Origin of the sequence: Rhizobium sp. LCM 4573, from assembly GCF_001854865.1 — a bacterium.
In the GTDB taxonomy this organism is placed as follows: Bacteria; Pseudomonadota; Alphaproteobacteria; order Rhizobiales; family Rhizobiaceae; genus Neorhizobium.
The window spans coordinates 70,519-92,398 of the sequence record NZ_MDDW01000003.1 but is presented as its reverse complement, the minus strand read 5'-3'; the positions used below and the strand labels follow the sequence as shown (position 1 = coordinate 92,398).

Here is a 21,880-nt window from a genome sequence, read left to right as displayed (position 1 = left end):
ACCAAACGGAAATCCGGGGGCCACACTGATGCGGTCGATCAACTCTCCGATCGTGAGGCCGGTGCTGCTGGTCCTCTTTCTGGTTCTCGTCTGGGATCTTGCCATTCGTCTGTTCGACATCCCGGCCTACCTCATTCCGGCTCCGATCGATGTCGCTGTGCAGATGTATGCCCAATGGCCCATGCTGCTGGCGGAGACCATTCCCACCCTGCAGGCGACGATCGGAGGCTTTCTGCTTTCTGTTATGATTGGCGTGCCGCTGGCAATGCTCATCGCCTATTCCAAGACGATCGAGAGCTATGTCTATCCGTTGCTCGTCTTTTCGCAGAGCATTCCGAAAGTCGCAATCGCGCCCTTGTTCGTCGTCTGGTTCGGCTTCGGCCTCTTCCCGAAGGTCATCGTGRCATTCCTGCTCGGATTCTTCCCGATCGTGGTTTCCACCGTCCTYGGCTTCAAGTCGCTCGAATCCGACATGATCGACCTGGCAAAGTCCATGGGAAGCACCAAGCTGAAGATGTTCTACAAAATCAGCCTGCCGAATGCGCTTCCGGCGATTTTCGCGAGCATGAAGGTCTCCATCACGCTTGCAGTCGTGGGAGCAGTCGTCGGCGAGTTCGTGGGTTCGAATTCGGGGATCGGCTATGTGCTTCAGCGGGCGAACGGCAATTTCGATCTGCCGCTGATGTTCTCTGCCCTGATCATCCTGTCGCTCATGGGCGTGCTGCTCTTCGTGATCATCGACATCGCCGAGAAGCTGATGCTGCCGTGGCACATCTCAAACCGCTTGGCTACCGCCGGCACGCATTGAAGAGTTCATCAAGGAGGAGGAAAATCTGATGAAAATTTCTGCCCTGTTTTTCGGCGCAGCCGTCGCCGTCGCCAGTACCTTGTCGCAACCGAATCTCGCCGCTGCGCAGGAGGCCGAGAAGGTCACGTTGATGCTCAACTGGTATGTCACGGGACTGCATTCGCCAATTATTCTCGGCAAGGAGAAAGGTTTCTTCAAGGAAGAGGGCGTCGACCTTGAAATCCAGGAGGGTCGCGGCTCCGGACCCACCGTTCAGGCAGTTGCTGCCGGCAACGTCACCATGGGCTTTGCAGACCTGACGACGATGATGGCGCTTGCCGTCAAGGGCGCCCCGGTCATCTCCATCGGCTCGGCGCTTCAGCGCAGCCCCTTCGCCGTCATCAGCCTCAAGGAGAAAGGCATTGACACTCCGGAGAAGGTGAAAGGGCTCACGATCGCCATGACAGCCGGGGACTCTCCGTCCCAATCCTGGCCCCTTTTCCTGGAGAAGAACAATCTCACGACGAACGATTTCAAGACGGTCAACGGTGACGCCAAGACCAAGGTCAACTCCGTCATTACCGGCCAAGCTGACGCTCTTCTCGGATTCGCGACCGACCAGGGCACGCAGATCGAAGCGGCCACCGGCAAGCCGGTCACGAACATGCTGTTCGCGGACTTTGGCGTCAACAGCATCGGGTCGTCGTTCATCGTGAACACTGAGACTGTCGAGGAAACCCCCGAACTCCTCAAGAAATTTATGCGCGCGGCCACGAAGTCGTTCGAGTATGCATCCGAGCATCCGCAGGAAGCCGTTGACGCAGTCCACAAGGCGTATCCGAATTCCGGCACGCCGGAGAGCCTGATGACTGGATTGCAGACCGCCATCCCGCTCTTCAAGGCCAAGGGGGCTGAGAACCTGCGGCCGCTACGCGTCACGAATGCGCAGGTCGAAGAGACCATCGCAACGATGATCGCAGTCGGTACGCTCCAGGCATCAGACAACGATGTCGGCAAGTACTACACCGCCGCGTTCCTTCCGTGAGGTGTCGGCCATGAGATCGCTCCGCGCATCCGAGGAAATGATGACAGATAGGTTCCCGAAGCAAGTAGACAGGTCGACCCTCATCCAGCTGAACGGCGTCACGAAGAAATTCGGTTCCTTCGAGGCGCTTAAATCGATCGACCTTTCGATCAGGGAAGGGGAGTTCGTGTCGGTCGTAGGCCCTTCGGGCTGCGGCAAGAGCACGCTCCTTAAGCTTGTCGCGGGGCTGGCACCGATTTCTGACGGCGAGCTTCTGCTCGCCGGAAAGAAGATTTCGGGACCTCAGACCGATGTTGGCATCGTGTTCCAGAGCTCGGTGCTTCTGGCTTGGCGGAACATCATCGACAACATCCTCCTCCAAGCGGAGATGCGCAACATGAATAAGGCGGAGGCGCGTCTACGCGCCGAAGCCCTGATCGCGATGGCTGGCCTGCAGGGTTTCGAGAAGAAGTATCCGGGGCAGCTTTCCGGCGGCATGCAGCAGCGTGCCTCGATCTGCCGTGCATTGCTTCATGATCCGCAGGTGCTCCTCATGGACGAGCCTTTTGGGGCGCTGGATGCAATGACGCGCGAGAAGATGAATGTGGAACTGCAGCGGATCTGGCTCGAGTCGCGGAAGACTGTCCTGCTGATCACGCACAGCATACCAGAAGCGGTATATCTGTCGGATCGGGTGGTCGTCATGAGTGAGCGACCCGGCTCTATCGCGGCGATCTACGACATCGATCTGCCAAGGCCGCGAGACCTGAGCGTCATGGCATCAACGCAGTTCGCCTCGTACACCAAGACAATCCGCCAGCATTTCTACGCTCAGGGCTCCCTCGACGACCACTAGCAGCGGGGCACCGAAGTGCTCTCCTCTGCGCCGCAAAGACAACTCGCTTCGGAACGAGGACGTTCTATAGACACGATGGAAATGCTTCGCCAGAACGAGGCGCTCAAGTGCGCGACCTCCGGGCTGTGGAAACGGTCGTCGGTCATGGGCGATGACCGGGAATATCCACTTCCATCCAACCAAAACTTCGCGGCAGTGCCCTTAGGCGGGTGGGTGGCTTTGTCCTGGCCTGTGGTGAAACCAATACCCAGTGTCAACGGGTCACCTTTTCAGGAGGCCCTTTACGACATCAGGGCCGAGTGCGCGTTCGAGTGCCCTGACACCGTTCATGGGCAGTCTCGACAAGCCGCTAACGATGCCCTCCTTCCACGCGTCCCCGCGCTCCCAGGCTTCTTCGCAGGCATCGGCCAACTCGTCATTGTGGCGCGTCTCCGTGAGAGCTTCAAAGAGCAAGGCGGCTTGCGTTAGGTCTTTATCGGCCTTCACACGGCCCAGCGCGTCCGTGAGCCTTCGCGAGGACACGATAAGTTAGTGGATAGCATACCGCTCGGGAGTGGGGACGAGAACGTTCACGCCCTCGCGAAAGAGGAGCACCGGCCGGATCGCGGGGCCAACGTAGTTTCGCTTGTTCTTGCCATGGGGTAGGGAGATCGAAATACCAATAATCGCGATCTTTGACGGTCACAGTCACAAACCACCCTTCCAAGGGGAAGTCAGCCCCGAATTGGGCATCAAGGCTCCGCTGCACTAACTCTGCGAACATTGTTCGATTGCTAATGTCGCTCTCTTTTATCACAGACATCTCCTTTTCGAGTGCAGCAGCTCTCTAGGCGGCAAATCCTCCCACCGCCTTTCGCAGTGCGTCGTCGACGTAAGAAGTTATCTCCTACTCACTTCACTCGTGGTTATAAGTCTCTGCCAAAACCTTATAACAAGGCGGTCGCGCGCGGACGACCATTCCCTGGAGGACAGTTCGCCAAGCCTGGTGAAACTTCGGAGAGTCGTGAATCGCATCGATGCGGGTTTCGTCTTCACAGTCTTGACGAAAAGCGTGGCGRCACAGCCGTGGCCGACAAGCGTCGTGACGAAGAGCGTGGAAGGATTGGCAGAACATCATTGCAAAAAGGCTCGAATGACCAGGCCGACCGCCGTGACCGTACCAACGCCAGCCAACCACAGTCCAATGAACCACGCTGTCTTGCGGAAGTTGTCATTCATCAATGATAGCCCTCTTCAGGATCAACCTTGCCTCTGAACACCCAGTAGGCGTAGCCCGTATAGGCCAGGATCGTCGGCACGAGCACTGCAGCGCCAACCAATAGGAACTTGAGAGAGCTTTCCGGCGCTGCGGCATCCTTGATCGTTAGAACGCCGGGGATCATATATGGATAGAAGCTGATCCCGAGTCCTGCGAAGCTCAATACGAATAAGCCGAGCGCCGCCAGGAAAGGCTGTAGGTGCTTGTCGTGGGTGAGCCCATGCCAGAGCGCAATGGCGCAGACCGCCAGCAGCAGCGGAACGAAGGACGAAAAGAAGGCGGTGGGCCAGCCGAACCAGCGCTCGAAGTACATCTCGTTGATGAACGGCGTCCACAGGGATACGATGCCGATGAGCGCGAGAAGCAGGAGGCTCAGAGGCCTAGCAAGCTTGGCAGATCGAGCTTGGATGTCTCCGCTGGTCTTGAGATTGAGCCAGGTAACGCCAAGGAGCGCGTAACCGACAAGAACCGCCACGCCGGTCAACCCCGAGAAGGGGGTCAGCCAATCCCACCATCCTCCCGCATACTGCCTGCCGCTCACGGTGATTCCCTGTACAAGAGCGCCAAGGGCGATACCCTGCATCAGAGCCGCGACGCTTGAACCCATCCAGAAACCGAAGTCCCACAGCTGGGACTCATGATGGGTCCGCCAGCGGAACTCGAAGGCCACGCCCCGGAAAATTAGGCTGATAAGCATCAGGATGATCGGCATATAGAGGGCCGGAAGGATAATTGCGTAGGCGAGCGGAAAGACCGCCATCAATCCTCCACCGCCGAGTACCAGCCACGTCTCGTTGCCATCCCAGACGGGCGCGATGGTGTTGGTCATGATGTCCCGATCCCGACGGTTGCGAAAGAAGGGAAAGACGATGCCGATGCCAAGGTCGAAGCCGTCCAGCACGACATACGCCAGTACCGCGAAGGCGATGATGCCGGCCCAGATGAACGAGAGATCAATGTCCATAATGTCCTCCTTGCGGATGATCCTGGGCAGGTCCCGGAGTGATGCCCGCAGTGCGAATTGGACCTGCCTCCAACTCGTGGTCTTCAAGCGGAGTCGGCGACCGGCGCATCAGCTTTAGGAGGTAGTAGACGCCTGCGCCGAACACGACGAAGTAGACGAGGATGAAGGTTAGAAGCGACGCGCCTACAGCTGGGGCCGAGACAGGCGACAGGCTCTCGGCTGTTCGCAGGTGGCCATAGACGGTCCATGGCTGTCGTCCGACTTCAGTCGTGTACCAGCCGGCGAGGACGGCGACGAAGCCCGAACCTCCCATGACGACCGCCATACGGTGAAGCCACGGCGTGTCGTATAGTTGCCCMTTCCAACGGGCCCAGAGCGACCAAAGGCTGATGCCGAGCATCAGGAACCCGATGCCTACCATGACCCTGAACGTGATGAAGGGCATGAGCGCGGGAGGACGCTGGTCACTCGGCCATTCCTTCAGCCCTTTGATCTCTCCATCAAACTCATGCTTCAGGATCAGCGAGCCAAGCTTCGGGACTTCGAGGGAGTAGTGGGTGGTTTCGGCGTCGTCGTCGGGGATGCCGAACAAGATCAGCGGGACACCATCTTTATGAGTCTCGTAGTGTCCCTCCATGGCGGCGATCTTGGCGGGCTGGTGCTCCAACGTATTCAAGCCATGCAGGTCGCCGACGAGTATCTGGATCGGCGTGACGATGGCTGCCATCCACATCGCCATCGAGAACATGATCCGAGCCTGGCGATTCTCGCGATCCCTGAGGAGATGCCATGCGCCCACCGCACCGACTGCGAAGGCGGTAGTCAGGAAGGCTGCCAGCACAGTATGGGTCATCCGGTACGGGAAGGAGGGATTGAAGATGATTTGCCACCAATCTTCGGGGATGAAGACGCCATTGGCGTCGATGCTGAACCCGGCAGGAGTGTGCATCCAGCTATTGGCGGAGGTGATCCATGTGGCCGAGATTAGAGTGCCTATGGCCACCATAGCGACGGCGACCATATGGGCAACATCGCCGACCCGCTTGCGGCCGAACAGGGCGATGCCGAGGAAACCAGCTTCCAGAAAGAAGGCGGTCAGGACCTCGTAGCCCATCAGCGGCCCGATGACTGGACCAGCCTTGTCGGAGAAGGCGGACCAGTTGGTGCCAAACTGATAGCTCATGACGATACCGGAGACCACGCCCATGGCGAAGGTCACGGCGAAGATCGTCTTCCAGTATTCGAAGAGCCTGAGGTAGGCTTCATCGCGCTTCCAGAGCCAGAGTGCGTTCAGAACTGCCAGATAACTCGCCGTCCCGATCGAGAAGGCTGGGAAGATGAAATGGAACGAGACGGTGAACGCGAACTGTATTCGCGCAAGCATCTCTGCTTCGAGGCCCATGAAGGTCATGACGGCTCCTTGAAACGACATTGGCTCTAACCGCCGCAGTACTTCGGGGGGCAGTGTCTCCGACGAAATTCGGCGGCGCTGTTCCAGAAATAGAGGCTGCTGGATCCCAGCCAAGCCTGTCCGATGTCGCGCGGCCGAATGCCACGCCGTTTTGTGATCGGTGGTCGGCCTCCAACTCCCTGCGGATGTCCTAGGGATTGAAGTGGGCACGCTTCTCGCTGATCCTGCTATCCTTCAGTCGAGCCCCTACGGGACGGCGACGTATGTAGTGCAGGATCCAGTTACTATTTTTTAATTCGCCTGTCGGCACGGGGCGCCGACAAGCGTCCTTGGAGTCGCTACACGATTTCAATGACCGTGAGGAATCAGGAGGCCGAAATGATGAAACTTTACGGACTGGGCCCGACGCGCTCGCTTCGTGCACGTTGGGCTCTTCAGGAGCTTGATGCGGAGTTCGAGTTCGTGCCAGTCAATATAATGGCTGGCGAGAACCGGCATCCCGACTTCCTGCGCATTAATCCCGCCGGGAAGCTTCCGGTTCTGGTCGACGGCGACTTCGTGCTCACAGAATCCGCTGCGATCGTCATGTATCTGGCCGAGAAATATGGCGACAAAGGCTTGATGCCTGCCGACCTGAAGGAGAGGGCGCTGGTCTATCGCTGGTCGCTGTTCGGGGTCACAGAGCTCGAGCAGCCGCTATGGCGCATGGCCAAGCATGGCTTCTTGTATCCCGAGGACAAGCGACTGCCGGAAGACATTGCTCTCGCCAAAGAGGAATTTCTGGAGATGGCAGCTGTGCTTGAGCGTCACATGGACGGGCGTGAATTCATCGTCGGGGACAAGATCACGGTCGCCGATTGTGTCAACGCCTATGTTCTGGATTGGGGCGACGAAAACGGACTGATCGACGGCTTCCCGAATCTTAAGGCGTATCTCGAGCGAATGTATGCACGCCCCAAAGCTCCACAGCGGATCGCCGAGGCGTTTGCAAACCTCCAGCCAGTCGCCTGAAGATCTAAATCCTATCCCTGCGCGGCGTCGTTTCGGGCGGCTGTTAAAGGCGGAGCGCAAAGACAGAGCTCACTCAAACTGGCAGGATCCAGTGATATCTCACATTCCATTTAGGATCAGAGGTGCTTCATAAGCATTGTAGTCGAGAACCCTAAGTTGCCTCAACACCCCTGTAAGTAGTTGAGTTTATTGAGGCGTAGAAAGACGCGAGAACCCTACATTTCCCAGAGTGAAGCCCGGGATTTCCCAAATCGCAAGGACAAAAAAAAACCGGGCTTAGCCCGGTTTTTCATTTTTGGGAGGCAATGAACATTTTTACATCGTCGCGGAGGTAGAAATTTTCCCCCACTCGCCACTTTGGGATTTGCGCGTTCAAGCCTCGTTTAAGCGTCTCGATCGTCAATCGGCCCCCAAGCTTTTTGACAAATCCGTGAAGCTTCCGCTCGGCCAAATACCGATCCGAAAATCGGCGTAGTTCGAGTTTCGCATACTGAGCGGTGGCAGACGGCCGGGGGAATACCTCTTTAAGAAACCCCTCATGCGCGAGAGCCAATACAGTGGTTTCGCTTACGCGAAGTTTGACCGAAGCATCGCGTGCAGAGACATGGCCGGAAGGCTCGCTTCGGTATGCGTCAGAGGAAGCTTTGAGTGCCGTGACGTAGGCATCCTCATGGCTATCCTTTATTCGACGATCCCGCACTATATCGACGACATGTTCCATGAAGCGAACCTCAAATACCTCTTGCTCACACGCCAAGTTGGATTTTGCCATGGTGCTCGCGGGAGCCAGTTTGCCGAGTTCCTCAAGCACCGTTCGGAGCGAACTGGCGGGCACGCCGTATTCGCGTGATGCCGAAGATACAGAGTGGTACTGGCGCATGGTGACGGCACCAAGGAATTCGTCGCCGCGTCCCAATGCGAGATGTTTTACCCCGACATCGTGCATGATCGCCAAGACTTCCGAGTACCCCGGATAATTGGCGAACTGCAGCGCTTCCGACGCAAAGGTACCAAAGATGCTGGCAGGGCAATGCCGCCGTCTTGAGCGAAAGTTCTTCGACGCCCTGGCTGCAAGCACCTTCTCGAGTTCATGCGCGCCACCTCGCAGCTGCTCGAAACCTAAGCTCGCAGCCGAACCCAGCTCCCGATCGGATGCGGTTGACCAGTCTCGGTCCGGGTCTTGCAACTCAGTCCCGACCATCTCGCACAGATGGACCGCCGTCTGGAGAGGAAGGTCATCGAGCCAGCTTGCCGCTGTCGGAGGACGCCATTCGAGCCGCTCTCGTGCATATTGCTCAAAGGCTGTTTCCTGCCTCGCGAGTGTCCTTTCGCAGAGGCTTGCAATGCCGCCCGGCTCTCGACTCAGTTTGAGTGCGAAGTCAGGACCGAGATGCCAGTTGATACGCGGCAGACCCACGAACTCGACATGATGGATCGGGCAGGCTCTAAGGAACTTAGGGAGCCAATTTAGGCGAGCGTAGGCCCGGTTGCCTCGCCTTCCCATCGCATTCTGTTCGTCGTCAGCAAGGCACATGGGGCATACCCGGTCCTGGGCCAGCGAGACGAAACGACCCGCGAGCCGATGTCCTCGAACAGCGAGGTCCGAACCCGACTGAAATGCTCCCCTCCGGTCCAAGTGGATGCGAGGACCAAGCACGCGCTGAAGCACGGCGACCAGGTCCGACCTTCCTTTCGTGAGCTCGCGAAAGTCCAATCCGAACAGCGACCAAAAAGCGGACGCATTCTCGGCCCCATGTAAGGCTGCCGTCCGCGAGCAGAAGCTCGCAAGCGTTTCGCCCTCCTGTACGCGCGCCTGCAGCGCCAACGTATTCATGGGCGGTCTCCGAACTTGATTTTCTTCTGCCCACGCGCCCGGTGCTTGCGGGGCGTTTCATCGTTGACGCGCATAAATGCCTTGAGGGGCTCAAGCTCGTGCCAGTTAGGGTGCGTGAAGACGTTCTCTTCCTCCAAGCATCCGGAATAGGCCAGATACATGTTCTTAAAATGGGTCTCAGTTACCTCCGAGGACCCGTCAAGTACCGCCAGTTCGACTGCTCCGCGGATCATCTGCACGATGGTCCCGAAATTCCCGGCACCTGCATGGCTTAGGCGCTTTTTGAACTTGTCATCGATTTCAACGCCAATGGAAACCTCCCCATGGGCGGCGATCTTCGAAAGAATTTCGTCGATCGTTGCCAGTCCTGTTTCGCCCTCGAGCTTCTCAAGGCGAATGGCGGTGCGTCGAGTGTACAGCTGCTCGTGCTTCGAGAGGAACTCGGCGAGAGGGGGCACCCCCGCAAGGACCAGGCGCACAGGCCAATCAGGCATCTGCACAAGCCCCTTGAACGCGTCCGCGATTTTCTGCTGCTCCACGGCATTTGCGGCGACGACCGCATGCTGAGCTTCGTCGATTACGACAAAGATGACCTTGTGCGCCTTCAAAGCCGTGCGGAACGCATCCCATGCCTCATTCTCGCGGATGTTGTTCCGCACGGGTACGCCGAGTTTACGAAGTCCCTCGATCGCGAGCAGTTTCGGCGTGCATGGCGATCGAGGTTCGTAAATCAACACAGGATTGATCTCGTTTCCATCTTCGTCGACGTACCGCCCCATCGCGGAAAGCAAGGAAATATGTTCCATGATTGCCCGCGTCTTGCCGGCACCGGACTCTCCGCAAATAGCGAGAATGCGTCTCTTGCCAGGTCGGTTTTCGTCTGCGGCATCATGCCAGGCAACGCTCGCCACGAGGTTTTTGAAAGCGAGCTGGATGGCGGTGTCGCGCGTCAGGCCGAGGTAGCGATCATTGATCCGCTTCACCTTTTCGGCGCTCGCCAGTTCGTCAGGCGAGAGAGTGGCACGGATGCGGGCGATGGCGGCGGCTTGGTTGTGGTTCCAGTCCATAGGTGTTCTCCTGAGTTGGTGACTTGGCTCGGACAGCCGGTCATTTCGGTCGAGTTTCGCCTCAGGCACGCGGGCGCGTGCCGGTCTACGCTTTGGTGGGGCTTGCCTATGCGTCGGTCTTTACGGCCGGCCCGCCGCGCAGCCTCTGGATTTCTGCCGAGGAAACGTTCGCGGGATTGGCTTGGCGGACTTGGCGGCGGCAGCGCTGGTCGCTGATGATCATGGGATGCATCAGCGGTCGAAACCGGCATCGACGAGGCTGTTCGTCGACGCCTTCGGAGTCGACTTGTTTTCCACGACGTCGGGCTTACCCGTATGCTCGGCCGCGTCGCGCCAATCGGTTTTCCCGACCGGCAGATCGATCCCGATGGTACGGTAAAATTCCTCGGCGAGTTGACCGGTCGACATGAAGTCCTCCGGTACAGAGCTCTCGCGAGCGGTGATCCGCAGCTTCAGGTCCATCTTCTTTTCCCACTCAAGGTACGCCGTCTCGGTGGGCACGGGATTGTCGAGATCGGCCTCCATCCGCAGGATTTCGGCCCGCTTGCGGGCGTCTTCCTTTGCTCTGCGGACGGTCGAACGAGAAAGCTTGGCCTCCACCGCGTTGATAGCCTTGAGTTCGGCGCAGATGGCGGTCCACGCCCATACACTCATGCCTTCGAACTCTTCGTCGACCGCAGGCACTGTCATCCAGCCCTCGCCGGTCCACACCGAGATGGAGCCGAGGTTGTACCGATCGACACGGACGAGGGCGAGATGATCCTTCCTCCACCTGCGGCGCAACGCTTGCAGTTCGACCGATTGGAAGTAGACACCGAGGAAGCGGATGCCACCCCTGCCGATCACGCGCTGGACATTGATCCCGAAGATGTGGCGGCGCTGTTCCGGAGATGGCGGCGGTGTGATGCCGTGCTTGGCAAGACGGTTCCAAGCGTTTCGCGGCGTTTCACCGCCCAGCCCCTCGTGAGGCGTGTTGTGGTAGACATCGATGAAGTAGCGCGTGAGGATGGCCGCGGCGTCCTCGAACGTCACGCTGGCTTCGGCCTCAGGATCGCGATCGCCTTTCGCCTCGATCGAGTTTCCGGTCAGGCCCGAGAAGTATTGGAACGCGTGCTCCGCGGTGGTCCGGAAGAAGCGCTCGATCGTTCCACGCGCGGATGCTGCGCCCGCTGGCGGCAGGAGCAGCGTTGCTCCAAGGTCATTGACCGTGACGCGGAAGGGATGGCTCGAATACCAGCTGGCGGAATCTGTTGCGACTTCCTCCAGCGTACCGCAATACTCCCATGGCGAGGTGCATCCGTGGAGCTTGGCGATCGACGACTTGACGACGGTTGTCATCTCCAGCGTCGCGATCGCAGTCATGACCGAAGGTGCCTGCCTATGGACGCGGAAGCCGAGCAGACAGCGGGTGGCGACGTCGATGATTGCGGTGAGCCATAGGCGGATGCGCTTGACCTGGGCGCGCTGCTTCTTCGACAGTTTCTGCCAGACACCAGCCATCACCAGAAGGACCTCGAGGTCTACACGCCACTCGTCCATCTCGCCGCGCTGAAGAGGGCGGAAGACTTTCAGCCCGTCACGGGCAGCGGCATATTCGCGTTCGGCTGCAGCCTTTCCATGCCGCGAGAGCGCGACATACGCCGGCGGCAGGTCACTGATGCGCTGGCTGAAGGTCTTGAGAGACGGAGTACGCAACTCGGGAATTGAAGTTGCAGGCTTGCTGTTCTCCTGGTCGGTGAGGCGGAGGCCATCATTGATGTCCTCAATTTCGGCCGCCATCAGCGCATGGACTTCGGCCTTGCTGCTGTCCGGGTGCGCGAGATAAAACTCGATGTACTTCTGAAGTACGGCACACTCTTCCGCAGTGTAGTAGGTGTTCTTCTGGTTCCGTCCCCATTTCTTGACCTGGTTGAGGGCGCTGGCATCGCTCTCATACGCGCGAATCCAGTTCCGGACCGTCCGAGGGTGCGGGATCGATTTGACCTTATCGGTCAGATAGTTCCTGCGCTTGTTCCCCTTGTCCGCGATTTCGTCCCAAATTTCGGGAAGCGTTTTTTTCATCACCTTGTCAGAACGCGTGAACCCTTTCTCCGCGCATTCGCGGCGGAGGAAGATTTCGCACACGCGCGTTTGGAACAGGCTCTGTTCCTGCTGCTTCTCGTCGAGGTCGCCGAGATATGCGCGAGGACGCGCCGCGGCGCGGGAACCCTTGTGCGAGTAGTAGTCCGCCCGGTGCTCCATCGGCGCTTCCGGATCACGGAACATGTCGGCGATCTCCTCGTGCGTAAAGGTCTCGCAGAGCCCGTTATCGACGCGCTGCAAAGTATGCGTCTGGAGGTCGCTTTCGACCGGGCGATAAAAGATGTCCTTGTAAAAAAGGGCATCGAAGGGCTTGAACTTGTAGACCGGGGTGAGCGGACCCGCTGCCTGGATTTCAAGGTGCTTCATGGGGCTTCTCCTGATTGTCTGCCATAATGGGGCTGCACTTGCATTCGCTCTCAGCCGATAGGTCGATCGGCTTGTCGGCCGGGAGGGCTATGGCGGCGCTCCCGAATCCAACCAAAGGCCAGGGCAGGCGGGGCCAGGCGTAACCGCAGGCACACGAGCTCCCTGCGGCACTTCGACAAAGTGCATCATTCCGTTCTCCCGATTGTCGGAGTTAGCGTGCGAGGCGAACGAAGGGGCGTTCKAGCAGAAGGCGGTCCGGCTCCACATGGACCAGCACGCGTTCGTGGATCAGGCAGATCGCCGCGTTCAGTCCGCGCGCATATTTGCTGGCACGCTCGGCGAGGGCATACAGGCTTACTTGGCCATGGATGCCCTGAACCAACTGGCGCATCTCTTCGCAGTCGCCAACGTTGCGATTACGCACCGCATTGCGGATGACCTGGGAGTTCGCTGACCGAACGCGGGTTGCGTGCTTTTGTGTGACGAGCACCATTTCGTCAGCGTGGCCCTGAATGACGGGCTTGAGACGCTGGATGACGTTCTCGATGCCCGTCTTTTCGACCTGATGGGTCGGCTTGACCGCCACGTAGAACGTGTTGGTTTTGGTCGTGATGCGGTAGTCCGGCGTGTGCTCCGAGTGTGACCCCTCGGCATCCGTAAAGTGCAATGCCGATGGCTGGTCTTCCAAAAGCTTCACATCCCGACATGCCAGCGCCATCTCCGCGAGCGCCTTCTCATGCGTGCTTTCGAAGCTGATCGCACGGTTGTGCTGATGGTCTACCAAGTAGCCGCGGACATGGCCCTTCGTGCGTTCTGCCGGCTTACGACTGCCCGTTGACCGCTGGACCGGAATCCAGATGTCCGCTTTGATGGGCTTGCCGTTTTCGTCGACGAGCGAGATCGTCGAATAGCGGCCGGAGGTGGGGCCGTCCGGCAACAATTGCGTATCTTCGTATCCGCGGTGCTCACGACCAAAGCCCGCGTTCTTCTCACGCATATAGCGGAGGACTGCCTTTGCGTTCATCTCATGTCCTTTCCAGACACGCGTTGACGTCGCTCCGCGGCCCGAATGGCTGCGGAGTTAAAGAGTCCCTGGATGCGGCGGCTAAGCCGTGGGACTACGCGCGAAGGCGTATGGTCGCGTGGGTGGAGAAGGAGGAAGGAGCAAAATCGCGCAAGCGAACGGGCTCGAACGAACTTGCGGCGTCAAGGTCAGAGAAATTGTCGGAGGACGATGCGTCAAAATCGACGGCGCAAACGAAAGCCAGAGCCCCGCGGCTCGAATGACTATTCCGATTTTTGCAGATCGTCGTGTTCATGACATTCTCCAGTTCGAACAATGTTGAATAGATCATTGCTTACTGGGGATAACCGTAACCTATCAGTCACGGTAGAATGATACCGGACTATAGGTTAGCGGGCGTCCCGCGTTTCTATATGTATCATCCTAGCAGTCATGAATTGGCTTCCCGTTTCGACTGGCGCTTACCTACAGGCAAGCATTTCCCGTTTCAATCCCAAATCCGGACTGTAAGTGCCCGGATTCGGAACAACCTCTCGGTATGGTTAACGGTTGTATACCCGCGTTAACACTCTTGAAGCAATTCGTAGAAGCAACTGCGCGGTTGATCACAGGCGTTGACCAAGGGTGACCGCGCTGGGCGTTCTGGAGAGGCTTGCTTCCACAAGTACCTTGTGGTCCTCGGGAAACCACAAAGGCGCTGGTTGTCCACGGATCATCCGGTTTATGAAATGGGAGTTGAGGCCCGCACCGTGAAGCATCCTGTTATCGTCCACGAAGAGTTCCGAATACGGGGTGCGCGCAAGGACGTCCTCGCTGGTCGGGTGGACGGCTAAGGTCGTTAGGTATTGATATCCGATCACCATTTTCACGAGGAAGGTGGCGTACGGTGCCACGAGAGTATAAGGGCTTTCCCTGCCGAAACCGTGATCGAGACCCCATTTTGCCACTTCCAACCGATGCATTTCGCTCTCCACTTCGTCGAGAGGAGCGTGCGTGATTGGTAAGCAAGTGACAAAGTCGCCGGCGTCCGTGACCGCGAGCGTGCCGCGGTCTGCAGCTGTTAGCTGCCCCCGAGAATGCCGTGGGACGCAGAGAGTGGCAATGGTTGAGGGGGGCTTCGTCTTCTGCCTATGAGACGAGAAACCCGGCGAACGCACCGGGTCTTCTCGAGCTTTCTGGATGTTGGGGCAGCCGGACAATGTCGCCGCCGGCGTCGTCGTCGCGATGCGTTCGTAATTTCGCGTTTGTCGCGGAACCCACGGCTCTAAAGCATCGCTTCGCGAGTGCCGACCTTTCGGCCTGGTCTGGCTAGGCCGCCTCTCGGATGGAACAAGAGCGCGCGAGAACTCCTTTCAGTTGATCGTACGCGTTTTCGAGGAAAACCGCCGCCATATGGGATGGACCTTCGTCCTCGATCTGGCGGAGACTGACAAGGGTCATCATCATGAAGGTCCGGACTTCACTTTCYTCCCGCGTGAAGACCTCAAGTGCCGCCTTTGAGGTCACCTCGTCCTCAAAGCACAAGAACTTCCCGACTTTGCCGGTCGTGGTGGCTTCGATATGGAGCTCGTGTACGTCGCTGGGGTCGCCGAAGGAGACTTTGTCGAAAGACATAAGCAGGAACGGCAGGGTGTGTGTCTTGCCGCTTGCTGCCGCTGTTCGGAGATCGTTGTAAAACCGGTCGACGACTTCCTTTGCGAAGGCCATGATCGCCTGCACGTCGGGATGGTTCTCGAGATCGAGAATTGCGCTGCTGAGTAGCTGATACGGGCTCTTCATCTTAATGCTCCGAAGATGGCAGGAATTAACTACAACTGAACTGCGTTGAGCGAAGGGGAAATAGGTGGCGTTAGAGGTGGGGTCACCTCTGCGAGCGTGGCAATATAAAACTCTCCCTGGCTTAACCCTCGCCAGGTAGCATGCCGCTGAAGCAAGACACCTTCAGCATTCTGCGGGGACAGGTTGTTGTCTGGGCCGCTCGCTCGTCTTGGGAGTTAGTGGATTCCGCGCGGCTACCAACCCAAGCCCGCGGCACGTCTCCAAAGTGAGCCCTACATAAACATTAAATCGAGCTCTTCAAGGATATTATTGCACTTCAGAAAGAAGGCATATCAATTTGTTTTTTAAACAAAATTAAGTAAAATTTTAATCATTGAACAGTTCAGCTGCAGTGTCCGAAACTTGCTGCAATCCGCTTGCATCGTGCTCGAAGTCCGAATGTGCCACCGCGGCAACACCATCGCGAGTTTAGGCTGTCGATTTCTCGCACCCGGCTTGTGAGAGCCAGTAAGGAATTGGTTTCCGTGGAGGTCGCCCGTTTGGCGTGACCAAACGATGCGGGTAGCGAGGGCTGGCTGTTGATTTCAGGTGCTGCATACCCAAACACATTGAGAGGCCCGTACCTATCTAGCAATTGCCACAACGCAGACGGGGTCTCTACCCAATTGAGCAGCAGACGAAGCATGATCGTATTACGATGCTGTGTAGAATGGCCGAGTATGCTAATTTAATTATGTCATATCATAAATTTGCGGCATTGTGGAGCAAGTGCCACAAGGCCGTGGGTGATAACCATGGGCGTTGAAACGAGGAAGAGCTTGCCTCTTGACCTTGGCCGTCTGAGCCCCTAAATATGCTGCGTGGCATAAAGAGCATTTTGAGTCGGCTTCACCTGTAAATTGGCCCGCTCATGTGGATGGTAGACCTGACAGGAGGTCTATTCGCAGGACATTAAGTTGGCATCCGACCCTTTAGGCTAAGGAGGCGCTGCTACTGCGAACACATTACAAAAGCACGGACCCCACAAAGGTGCCGTGCTTTTTGTTTGACCTGTAAGCGGTGATCACAGACCAAAATGGTTCGTCCCTGTCTCGCAGTTCCAGGATTGCAGTCCAGGCAATCCCTCTGACGGCCATCAATCTTGAATATCGAAAGCTCTCGCCGCTGTAATAGAGCTGCGATGCTGCCGTGATCACGAATGCGACGTACGCAGGAACAGCTGCCTCATTCTCAAAGCCCTCGGCCATCATCTCTCTGCTATGTTCGGCCCAGATGTGGCAGGCCCCGAACCCACGATTGGGACCGGTATGCTTGCCGCGCAGCAAATGAATTGCCCCTCCGGGAAGTTTGACACCGCGCTTTGAAATCTCGGGAACCTTGCCAAACAATAGTGTGTTTGTGGATGGATTGATAATCGGCGTGTTTGGCATGAAATTCCCACAGCGTTTGCTTGCATATAAGGCGCGACAGCCGAAATTGAAATGCTGAAGATTGCACGTCATCTCCATCTTTGATTGCGACTCGACGCTCTCCTGGTATGGGACCTTCATGTTCAGATCGATACGAATAGAGCGCTGACCTTCTGCTTCCGTCCTTCGACGGAGTTGTCGCCTATGTCCTGCGTATCGACCGGAAACCTGCACATGCTCCAAAAGCGAATTCCCATCCTGAGGCCCAACTCCTACGACCCCTTCTCCGCTGGAGACCGGAGGTTCGAAATACGACCGCTGTGGTCTGAAACGCCCCCGCACAACGTCGTTACGAAACATGCACGCTTGTCGACAACCAAGCTCGAGTTGAGTAAGGTGTTGCTTGTCGAGATCGTGGAGCCGCCGACGATGTCCGAGAACGAGAGTGAAAAGCAATCTCTGAAGATAGGCGATGCCTCGTTCGGTTCGGGGTTGGGGCCTGACTTCGAGCCACTCGGAAGACGTATCATCATTGGCCCAGCTCGAAATCACCGGAAGCTGGTTGTGCGCACCGGTAGCCACAAGGTCCGCGAGGCGACTACCTACGAGGGCGGCACCGATTAAATCCGTTGAAGATTACGGTTGATCCTACCCTCCAGCTTGCTCGCCCGTCGATCCTCCTGCGCCTGGATTTCACGTTAGGAACGACTCCGCCTTGCACGAGTTAACTTTAGTGGCCGTGGAGGAGAGCGAGATGACGACGCCGAAACCACGTCAGCAGCAGACATAAATTCCCCATCAGCGATAAGTGCCAACCGATTGGAGACGAGGATTTTCCGCGGCCTTCAAAATCCCGAGGCCTTTGCTTTGCTCTGTGTGCAAGGACGTAATTTTCGAGGAGCCAAGTCCGCTGTCATCGGCGAGCGGATAATTTGCTTTTCAATTCCGGGCTTTTGATCCGCCAAGTTGTTTGTCCGTCAGGTCTGCTCAAATGCTTGCGAAGTTGCTACCTCAATGAGGCGCTTCCGGATGTCCTCGGTTCCTACAGAGAGATCAACCGACGCAAACCGGATCGCGTGACCCTGTATCTTCGCAGTCTCGTCTACTTGTTCGCCTATTGCAGGATGCAATAGTAATCCAGTTGAATGAAATGACATCGCGTCGTCGCGTTTCACTTGCGATCGCAGGTAGGCGTACATCTGATAAAGGTAGCCGCTTCGAAGAGTTTCGTCGCGGTACCATCCCTTCGTGAGGAGCGAGTTGAACTTCGTGTCCACTATGATCCGACGGCCTAGCTGCGCGTTCTCCAACACAATGTCGTACTTCATGGCGGGCAATATCGCGCCGATYCCGCTTGTCTGCTTCTCTACCTGCCAATTAACGATTTTCCCTGGGTGGACGCGCCATCCGGCGGGCCGTAGGTTGAAATCGTAGAAGCCCGCCACCGCCTTTTCGTAAAGTTTCCGTATCCAGACCAGCTCTTTGTCGGGTTCAAAGGTCCTTATCGGGCCTGCGGCTTCGGTTGGGAGCGCAAGATCAAAGGCGAGCTTCGACGCCGCGACCATTAGATGATCGCGGGCATCCGCCCGGCCCATCCGATCCACTGATATCTCTGACCGACTGGGCGCTTGGCCTTTTACGCCATAGCGCGCCATCCGCTCCGAAAGCGTCCGACACCGGCGTGCGAGGTCCTTACGCTTCAGCATTGGAACGATCGTTGCGAGGGCCGCCTTAACATAGCGGTTTCGTGCAGTGTCCACTGTGAGTTCCATGAAGTCGCAAGCGATCGCCCCTTTGTCGAGAAGGCGCTTCCTCTCCGTTTCGAGCAAGTCAATACGACCTCGGACGCGGTTCACGACAGCGTGCCGCTCCGCGTAAGATGGCGTCAGGCTCTGCTTCAGGCGAGCTTCTACGCTCTGTGCTAGGATTTCAGCGACTAGATCAGCGATGTCGTCGGGATTATCCTCTACCGCTACGCTCGCCGCTCCGAGATGGCGCAGCAGGTCCGATGCGTAGAGCATAAGAAGCCATAGGTTCCGCACGGGGATTCGTCCCACCAGTCTTGCCGCCCGGAGGTCCTCCGAAGTCATCTCCGCTGTCACGGTAGTTGCGCCGACGCCAGAAGCTTTATCTGCTCGCGAGCCATGTCGCGCGTGTCGTACCAGTACTCTTCAAGTAGCGGGCCGATCTCCGTTTCCACAACCTGCCGGAACCAGTCCGCGGGCCTTGAAATCTTGGCGTCGGTTGGAGGCGTAAGGAAGCTGTGACCTATTCGGAACTGTGGTCCAAGTCCTGGGAATGCCTCAATCGCAGCGTTTAGCCGTTCGATCCGAAGCTCGATCTCGGCCAGGAAGTCATTGGAGAACCCGTGGGTCGCTTTGACCCAGTCTCGCCAGCGGTCGCCGAACGTTGGCTCGAGGTCGATGAAGGCGAAACGCCTTCGGAGTGCCAGATCAACGAGCGCCAGCGATCGGTCAGCTACGTTCATTGTGCCGATGACGAAAAGATTTTTGGGGACACTCACTCGCTCCCCCTCCCACCTCCGGTATGAGAGCTCAAGTCCTTCACTGGGGGTTCGCTTGTCCGCTTCCATTAACGTCAGCATCTCGCCGAGAATCTGGGCGGGATTTCCACGGTTGATTTCCTCGATGACCACGACGTAGCGACCTTCGGAATCGTTGTTGGCCGCTCTTATCATCTCCATGAAGGGACCATCGACGAGAGTGAGACGGCCGTCTCCGGACGGTCTCCAACCCCGCACGAAATCTTCGTATGAGAGGTTCGGATGGAATTGCACAGGGCGCACTTTCCGTTCGTCGATCTGACCGACCATCGCGTAGGCCAATCGCTTCGCAAGCCAGCTCTTGCCGGTCCCGGGTGGCCCCTGGAGGATGACGTTCTGTTTTTTCTCCAGCCGGTCGAGGATTGCCTCAAGCCTTTGGCGCTGCATGAAGCAACCTTCCTCGAGTATCTGGTCGATCGAGTAGGGCTTGATAGGTGAGCCAGCCGAGGACTGAGATGTGTCCGCAGGTTCCGCTCCTTCCGGTTCTCCATCGACTACGTCTCCCGAGAGCTCCCCAGTATATCCGAAAGCAGCCAACGACAGCTCGGGAAACGAATGCACGGGATAGGCGTCTTCCAGAAACCTGGTTTTGACCGCATCAAGAAGACCGACGTACTCCTCGGCATTGCATCTGCCGCCGGTGCCGGATGACCCTACCGTAATACCGAGCTTGGCCTTAATGTACGTTCTCGAACGTTCGTCGAGTGAGACGAAACTCCACGGGCGTATCCAGTAGCACCCAATGCTCAGATTCCAGCCGACACCGTGATGTGACAGGGCGACGTCGTACGAACGCTGGAAGGCTTCCTTTTCCTCGGGTGCTTCGGAATCGGCCAGGGCGATTGCGGCCGCGAAGACGTCCCAGAGAGCTTCGATGTCGTCCGCTCCCCGATCACGCTCGAACGCGAAGAACCATGACCTCATGTTGCTCAGGAGTGGTATCCCCTCGAAACCTGGAGGCACCGGGACAGTGACACCTAAGAGCCGCGCGAGCTCCCCCGCTATACTTTTTCTGTTCGCTTCCGTAATGCCCCTATTGAACATGCCTATTACAGTGAACGGGCAAATGTCCCGGAGTGGCCCCCGCGACCCGTCCTCGTAGAGGTCGGGAGCGATAGAAAACCCGTCGAGGCGACCCTCGATCTCGTAGATTCCAGCTATAAGTTCGTCCCGACGGGTCCTGAATTTCAGGAGGCCGTCCGCCACGGCCTCATAGAAGTCCGTCCAAATGAAATGGCGGGGCTGGTCGCCGAAACGATCCCGCCAGTGAGGGGCGTTCCGGAAACGATCGAGGTCCTGTTTATCTCCGGCGAAAGCGAAGCGGATTAGGTCGTCTGAGTTCAGATTCCCTGGAAGGACACGCCAGACGGTTGCCCGGTTCGTGTAGAAGTACCACTCACGCGGAGGATCAACTGGGGTCCAGTCAACCTTGAGGGTGCGCCCGTCACCGAAGTTTTCTACCACCACGCCTATGGCCTTCACCGCCATCGTGGAGACGGTATGGCCCTTGTTGTCGAAAGGAAGATTCTTCTTCCGTGTGTAAGCGGCCTTGATCGCTATGCGGTCGCCGGGCTGAATCGAGCGTACAGCATCCAAGTACTTATCTCTGTAGCCGTTAACCCATATCCCTTCTGCCAGAAACCTCGATAATTGATCATCATTTCGATCGCTGTAGGTCGCTCCCACAAACCAGCAAGCCCGTTCACCAGCTCCGTCGAGTCTGCTTGCAGCCACTTGATGTCCTTTCGTTATGCAAATGCTATCGCGCCAGGCGATGTCGGCGACCTTCCCGCTAAAGCGGCGGGAGGATAATTCCGTGAACAAGTTTATTTTCGATTGAGCCTGAACCTTAGGAACCATCTATGAACTTTGGTACACATTGAGCGACTTTGAGGAATGAGCGCACTTGAAGTGTGTCGATTCTATCCCGTTGCTGCTAGAGCTGAAGAATGTGGCAGGGTCGGACTGGAGAGCACGACTGGGAGCTACATGAACGCCGTTGGCCAAATTCCAGATTACCGCTGCGGAGGTTTGCACTCGGCTTGGGATTTCTTAAGCTGCTTTTTTCACGTTCGTCACCGCAAGACGCCTATGCCACTTGCTTTTGAGCGCATCTCCCGGCATGCCGCGATAGTAACTTATGATTTCAGCAGCGTGGATAGATTTGCGTCGAGGTCTTCTTTTCTCTCGCTGTTCAACGCACTACAATCGATGAGCAAAAACGAGGGTCTCGATCTTGGAACGTCGCATGCATGAGTGGAGCAGGGTCGAAGGTGAACGTCGAATCCGGGAGGTTCTCGACAACGCCAAAGCCGGGAATCCGCAAACTATCCGCGACGTTGACGGATCGTTTGAAATTCGATTTGTCTCTATTTCAGAGAAAGAGCGGGCGGGAGAGTTCCTCGCGCGGGGCGGTCCGAACAACCAGTAGTAGCGCGGAGGAGA

General features: G+C 57.4%; 16 protein-coding genes and 1 pseudogene. 5 read left to right on the top strand and 12 right to left on the bottom strand.

Going from position 1 to position 21,880, the window contains the following annotated elements:
• Positions 1-28 precede the first annotated feature (28 nt).
• The 3 genes from LCM4573_RS07280 to LCM4573_RS07270 are packed head-to-tail and all read left to right on the top strand — an operon-like array spanning position 29 to position 2,667.
• Entirely contained in the window at positions 29-808 is a 780-nt protein-coding gene (locus LCM4573_RS07280; protein ID WP_071005607.1) for an ABC transporter permease, read from the top strand.
• Between the two features lie 28 nt (positions 809-836).
• A complete protein-coding gene (locus LCM4573_RS07275) occupies positions 837-1,832 on the top strand; it encodes an ABC transporter substrate-binding protein (protein ID WP_071005606.1) in 996 nt (331 codons plus the stop codon).
• 37 nt (positions 1,833-1,869) lie between these two features.
• The gene (locus tag LCM4573_RS07270) at positions 1,870-2,667 is read left to right on the top strand and encodes an ABC transporter ATP-binding protein (protein WP_116285390.1); all 798 of its coding nucleotides are present in this window, start codon (positions 1,870-1,872) and stop codon (positions 2,665-2,667) included.
• 261 nt (positions 2,668-2,928) lie between these two features.
• Here LCM4573_RS07270 and LCM4573_RS27145 read toward each other — a convergent pair.
• The 3 genes and pseudogenes from LCM4573_RS27145 to LCM4573_RS07255 form a co-directional block, all read right to left on the bottom strand.
• Positions 2,929-3,463, bottom strand: a pseudogene (locus LCM4573_RS27145) (GSU2403 family nucleotidyltransferase fold protein).
• Positions 3,464-3,884: 421 nt separating this feature from the next.
• Complete coding sequence (cydB, locus tag LCM4573_RS07260) at positions 3,885-4,889, bottom strand: cytochrome d ubiquinol oxidase subunit II (RefSeq protein ID WP_071005603.1); 1,005 nt, start codon at positions 4,887-4,889, stop codon at positions 3,885-3,887.
• Positions 4,879-6,300, bottom strand: coding sequence for a cytochrome ubiquinol oxidase subunit I (locus LCM4573_RS07255; protein ID WP_244505261.1), 1,422 nt, complete (start codon positions 6,298-6,300; stop codon positions 4,879-4,881). Before LCM4573_RS07255 ends, cydB begins: the two co-directional genes overlap by 11 nt.
• A gap of 378 nt (positions 6,301-6,678) precedes the next feature.
• Here LCM4573_RS07255 and LCM4573_RS07250 point away from each other — a divergent pair, with 378 nt between their 5' ends.
• Positions 6,679-7,311 carry a glutathione S-transferase family protein gene (locus LCM4573_RS07250; protein WP_083347372.1) on the top strand — a complete coding sequence of 211 codons (633 nt, stop codon included), beginning with the start codon at positions 6,679-6,681 and terminating at the stop codon, positions 7,309-7,311.
• 289 nt (positions 7,312-7,600) lie between these two features.
• Here LCM4573_RS07250 and LCM4573_RS07245 read toward each other — a convergent pair whose 3' ends face one another.
• From LCM4573_RS07245 to LCM4573_RS07210, 7 genes are all read right to left on the bottom strand, one after another.
• Positions 7,601-9,145 carry a TniQ family protein gene (locus LCM4573_RS07245; protein ID WP_071005601.1) on the bottom strand — a complete coding sequence of 515 codons (1,545 nt, stop codon included), beginning with the start codon at positions 9,143-9,145 and terminating at the stop codon, positions 7,601-7,603.
• Positions 9,142-10,212, bottom strand: coding sequence for an ATP-binding protein (locus tag LCM4573_RS07240; RefSeq protein WP_071005600.1), 1,071 nt, complete (start codon positions 10,210-10,212; stop codon positions 9,142-9,144). Before LCM4573_RS07240 ends, LCM4573_RS07245 begins: the two co-directional genes overlap by 4 nt.
• 231 nt (positions 10,213-10,443) lie before the next feature.
• Positions 10,444-12,660, bottom strand: a complete 2,217-nt coding sequence (locus tag LCM4573_RS07235) for a DDE-type integrase/transposase/recombinase (RefSeq protein ID WP_071005599.1) — start codon at positions 12,658-12,660, stop codon at positions 10,444-10,446.
• Positions 12,661-12,871: 211 nt separating this feature from the next.
• The gene (locus LCM4573_RS07230; RefSeq protein ID WP_071005598.1) at positions 12,872-13,684 is read right to left on the bottom strand and encodes a hypothetical protein; all 813 of its coding nucleotides are present in this window, start codon (positions 13,682-13,684) and stop codon (positions 12,872-12,874) included.
• Between the two features lie 605 nt (positions 13,685-14,289).
• A complete protein-coding gene (locus LCM4573_RS07220; RefSeq protein WP_071005596.1) occupies positions 14,290-14,646 on the bottom strand; it encodes a hypothetical protein in 357 nt (118 codons plus the stop codon).
• A 346-nt stretch (positions 14,647-14,992) separates the two neighbouring features.
• Positions 14,993-15,463, bottom strand: coding sequence for a hypothetical protein (locus tag LCM4573_RS07215; protein WP_071005595.1), 471 nt, complete (start codon positions 15,461-15,463; stop codon positions 14,993-14,995).
• 1,004 nt (positions 15,464-16,467) lie between these two features.
• A complete protein-coding gene (locus LCM4573_RS07210) occupies positions 16,468-17,013 on the bottom strand; it encodes a hypothetical protein (protein ID WP_083347340.1) in 546 nt (181 codons plus the stop codon).
• 225 nt (positions 17,014-17,238) lie between these two features.
• On the opposite strand from LCM4573_RS07210, the gene LCM4573_RS27660 reads away from it, so the two are divergent.
• Positions 17,239-17,496, top strand: coding sequence for a hypothetical protein (locus tag LCM4573_RS27660; RefSeq protein ID WP_244505260.1), 258 nt, complete (start codon positions 17,239-17,241; stop codon positions 17,494-17,496).
• 353 nt (positions 17,497-17,849) lie between these two features.
• Here the strand turns inward: LCM4573_RS27660 and mcrC are convergent, their stop codons facing one another.
• Together mcrC and LCM4573_RS07195 are read right to left on the bottom strand one after the other, a co-directional pair.
• Positions 17,850-18,974 carry a 5-methylcytosine-specific restriction endonuclease system specificity protein McrC gene (gene mcrC, locus LCM4573_RS07200; RefSeq protein WP_198539690.1) on the bottom strand — a complete coding sequence of 375 codons (1,125 nt, stop codon included), beginning with the start codon at positions 18,972-18,974 and terminating at the stop codon, positions 17,850-17,852.
• Complete coding sequence (locus tag LCM4573_RS07195) at positions 18,971-21,169, bottom strand: McrB family protein (protein ID WP_071005910.1); 2,199 nt, start codon at positions 21,167-21,169, stop codon at positions 18,971-18,973. The genes mcrC and LCM4573_RS07195 overlap by 4 nt, the downstream gene beginning before the upstream one ends.
• Positions 21,170-21,880: the final 711 nt, after the last annotated feature.

Coding starts and splice junctions, on each gene's coding strand:
- LCM4573_RS07275 (WP_071005606.1), top strand. CDS start 837: ATGAAAATTTCTGCCCTGTTTTTCGGCGCAGCCGTCGCCGTCGCCAGT.
- LCM4573_RS07270 (WP_116285390.1), top strand. CDS start 1,870: ATGATGACAGATAGGTTCCCGAAGCAAGTAGACAGGTCGACCCTCATC.
- cydB (WP_071005603.1), bottom strand. CDS start 4,889: ATGGACATTGATCTCTCGTTCATCTGGGCCGGCATCATCGCCTTCGCG.
- LCM4573_RS07250 (WP_083347372.1), top strand. CDS start 6,679: ATGATGAAACTTTACGGACTGGGCCCGACGCGCTCGCTTCGTGCACGT.
- LCM4573_RS07245 (WP_071005601.1), bottom strand. CDS start 9,145: ATGAATACGTTGGCGCTGCAGGCGCGCGTACAGGAGGGCGAAACGCTT.
- LCM4573_RS07240 (WP_071005600.1), bottom strand. CDS start 10,212: ATGGACTGGAACCACAACCAAGCCGCCGCCATCGCCCGCATCCGTGCC.
- LCM4573_RS07235 (WP_071005599.1), bottom strand. CDS start 12,660: ATGAAGCACCTTGAAATCCAGGCAGCGGGTCCGCTCACCCCGGTCTAC.
- LCM4573_RS07220 (WP_071005596.1), bottom strand. CDS start 14,646: ATGCATCGGTTGGAAGTGGCAAAATGGGGTCTCGATCACGGTTTCGGC.
- LCM4573_RS07210 (WP_083347340.1), bottom strand. CDS start 17,013: ATGAAGGTCCCATACCAGGAGAGCGTCGAGTCGCAATCAAAGATGGAG.